The organism is Myroides odoratus, assembly GCF_965118575.1.
In the GTDB taxonomy this organism is placed as follows: Bacteria; Bacteroidota; Bacteroidia; order Flavobacteriales; family Flavobacteriaceae; genus Flavobacterium; species Flavobacterium odoratum_B.
On record NZ_CBCPHW010000041.1, the window covers coordinates 1 to 2,913 of the forward strand.

The window sequence follows — 2,913 nt, forward strand, 5'->3', positions numbered from 1 at the left end:
AGCCCACAGCGACCCGCAGGCGAGCTAAATGATGCCCAGCGATGGACGTGTTGCGCCTTGGAGGACGCAGCGTAGCGAAGACAACAAGGGGCATAAACGGACAAAGAAGCTGGGCGTGAGAAGGACAACGAGAGCTGCAAGAAGAAGGACAACCTGCAAAGCGGAGCGGAGCACCCGTAGGGCGTTTAGGTGCTTTTTTTTTCATCTGAAAAGAAAATAATAAACAAAAAAAAGTACCTGAACGGGATGGACAACTCTTGCCGAACTAGGACGACGAACTCCGCTTTTCCTGCACTTGTTTCTTTGTATAAATGTCCTTTAAGGAACAATCTATTGCAAGGGATGGTATTTGTTGACAGATGCCTGTAATTGCTCTAATTCTGTTTGTTTGTATGCCTGGGTACTACTGCTGTGTTTATGTCCTGAAAAAGCTTGAACTAAACGCAGATTATGGCCTGATTTTAAAAGGTGTGCAATAACACTTTGACGAATTTTAATCGGATGAATTCTATTTCCTTTACTCCGCCCCTCATTGAGTAATCGACTAATCCCCTGCCCTTGCAAGGATTTGCCGTATTTGGAGATAATTAAATATAAGGTAGTTGGATTAAACTGATTTCGATCTTCTAGATAACGCAAGATTAATACAATTTGTGTCGCTTGTAAGGGCAAGGTTCGAGCATGGGTTTTACTGGTTTTGCCAATGTGGATTTCTGCCTTTTCTAGGTCAACATCCACAAGTTGTAACGCACTGATTTCTTGTATCTGTAACCCTTGGTTAATCAATAAACTAAGGATTACTTTATTGCGGGTTTCCAAGCGTTTGTCCTTGGATCTATAGTTAGAGAATAAAGAATCTAATTCAGGTTTGGTATACAGCTTTTCCGTGGCAATAGCCCGGTTTACCCTGTCTTTTAGCGTGAGCTTGACACAGGGATGATCTGCGCGCTTGCCCATATCTTGCAGGTAACGGTAGTAGATTTTTATAGCAAACAGGTGATTGCGAAGGGTTTTGGGATGGAGATTTTGGTTGCGCAAGTAGCCTATATACTGTAAAACGTCTTGCAAAGTTGCCACTTCAGCTTGCCCGTTTTGATAATCCGTATAGCGTTTGATTAAATTCCGTAATCCTTTGGTTTTATAGTTTACTTCAAGGTATTGTGCTAAAGTCATGGTTCTTCATCTTGGAGGTTTTTGAGTTGGGTTGAGTCAATATGCGTGTAGATCTCGGTGGTCTTGAGTTGTTCGTGACCCAAAAACTCACGCACTTGTTCCAGTTCCATGCCCTGGGATAAAAAATGCGTAGCAATGGAGTGACGCAAGCTGTGAACACTGATTTTAGCTAGGCGTTCAGGGTGGATGTTGATCGTATCTAGCAGGCGTTTGAGCAGTTGATTATACGTCCACTCCTGCATTCGCCTGCCTTTGGTATTGACAATAAGCGCTTGTTCGGCTGTGGGTTCTTTGGCTAGATAAGCTACAAAATCAACTTGCATCTTCTGCGTAAAAGGAATGATGCGACGTTTGTTGTTTTTGCCCTTGGGAACAAGCAGTAAATTTTCCTTCAGATATAAATCTTCTTTGTTAACCGCCACCAGTTCAGATACCCGTAGTCCACAACCATACCCCAGGTGCAACATGACTCTTTCTTTCAGGCTGGCTGTTGCATAAAGCTGTTGTACTTCCCCTTGGCTTAAAATCTCTCGTACAAAATCATCCGTTTCTTGGCTTTTGGGAAGGTCAAGTTGTAAAAGGTAATTGGTCTTTTTAAACTCAAATAAAAAAATATAAAACAATTCAATACACCGCATATGATGTTGGATGCTACTGTCTTTAAGTATTCCTTGTCCTTTGATTTTATTAGGACGATGTTTTAAATAAGCGTAATACTGCTTGACATCTGCTTCGGTAACCTGTAAAAAATCTTTCTTGATAAAACCTAAAAAATGACACACATTCCAGTAGCGGTTTCTCGAAGTTTCCTCCTGATAACCCTTGATCACTAAGTAATCGTAAAATTGTTTTAAGGTGCTCTCTATCATAATAACTAGGGGTATGATGCTTTTGCTTACTCTTACTTTTCATTTTTTGGGTCGCTAGATCACTATATACTCATTTTCAATATTTTAAAACCTTTTAATTAAGGGTCTAGTGACCCACTAGCGAACCACTAGTGACCCAACAGCGGTTCATTTAATCGTTTTATCATCATACTTGTTGTTTTAAACCTTCGATTTGATTTAGTAAGTAATCCTTAATCTCCATTCTAAGCTTCTGATGATTATCCCAATAACTAATGGTATACTTAATCCCTTTATTGGCATAACCCCCGTTTTGTTTGAGATATTCCAGTTCTAATAGACTGTTGATATACCGTTGCACTTGGGTTTTAGATAGACTAAACTCCTGTCGGATTTCACGCTGTAAAAAATCTTGGTTCTCGTTTTTTACGTATTTCTTGAGTCGTTCAAAAAACTGCCTGAGACTTCCATCGAGTTCATCAACCTTTAATACTATACTCTCAAAAAGAATCTCGGTTGCTTGCTGTATATCTTCGATCTCGGTTAGTAACTGATTGTCTTTGGTTAGCTTTCTCTGATACTGATTTAAAAATGTCACTTGTTTGATTACCGCTTGATACATTTCATTTAGCCTTCTAATCTTGTGTACTTTTTCAGGGAGTTGCAACTTAGTAGCATACGGATTTACAACCTCGTACACTTTTAATTCCCGGACAATCTTTTGGATAAAGCCGATCGCCTTTTGACTTTGATTCCCATCAATCTCTCCGGCATTGCGCTTGTTTTGATACTCGATGATTTTTTGGGTTTGAGCCTTGCTTTCATCCACAGCAATTAAAAAACTACGACTCATATTGTCTTCATAGGTCTCGCCTTTGGTGGTAGCACTCAG

At 40.1% G+C, this 2,913-nt stretch carries 2 protein-coding genes and 1 pseudogene; all 3 read right to left on the minus strand.

Features of this window, described 5'->3' with window-relative positions; genetic code table 11:
• Positions 1 to 330: 330 nt before the first annotated feature.
• Positions 331 to 1,173 (minus strand): tyrosine-type recombinase/integrase, encoded by an 843-nt coding sequence (locus ACMHJ2_RS17635; RefSeq protein WP_413514165.1) that lies wholly within the window; start codon positions 1,171 to 1,173, stop codon positions 331 to 333.
• The gene (locus tag ACMHJ2_RS17640) at positions 1,170 to 2,042 is read right to left on the minus strand and encodes a tyrosine-type recombinase/integrase (RefSeq protein WP_413514166.1); all 873 of its coding nucleotides are present in this window, start codon (positions 2,040 to 2,042) and stop codon (positions 1,170 to 1,172) included. Before ACMHJ2_RS17640 ends, ACMHJ2_RS17635 begins: the two co-directional genes overlap by 4 nt.
• A gap of 166 nt (positions 2,043 to 2,208) precedes the next feature.
• Positions 2,209 to 2,913: pseudogene (locus tag ACMHJ2_RS17645) on the minus strand (hypothetical protein); the annotation flags it as partial.

Excerpts from the sequence above, each read along its gene's own strand:
- ACMHJ2_RS17635 (WP_413514165.1), bottom strand. The coding sequence starts at position 1,173 with ATGACTTTAGCACAATACCTTGAAGTAAACTATAAAACCAAAGGATTA.
- ACMHJ2_RS17640 (WP_413514166.1), bottom strand. The coding sequence starts at position 2,042 with ATGATAGAGAGCACCTTAAAACAATTTTACGATTACTTAGTGATCAAG.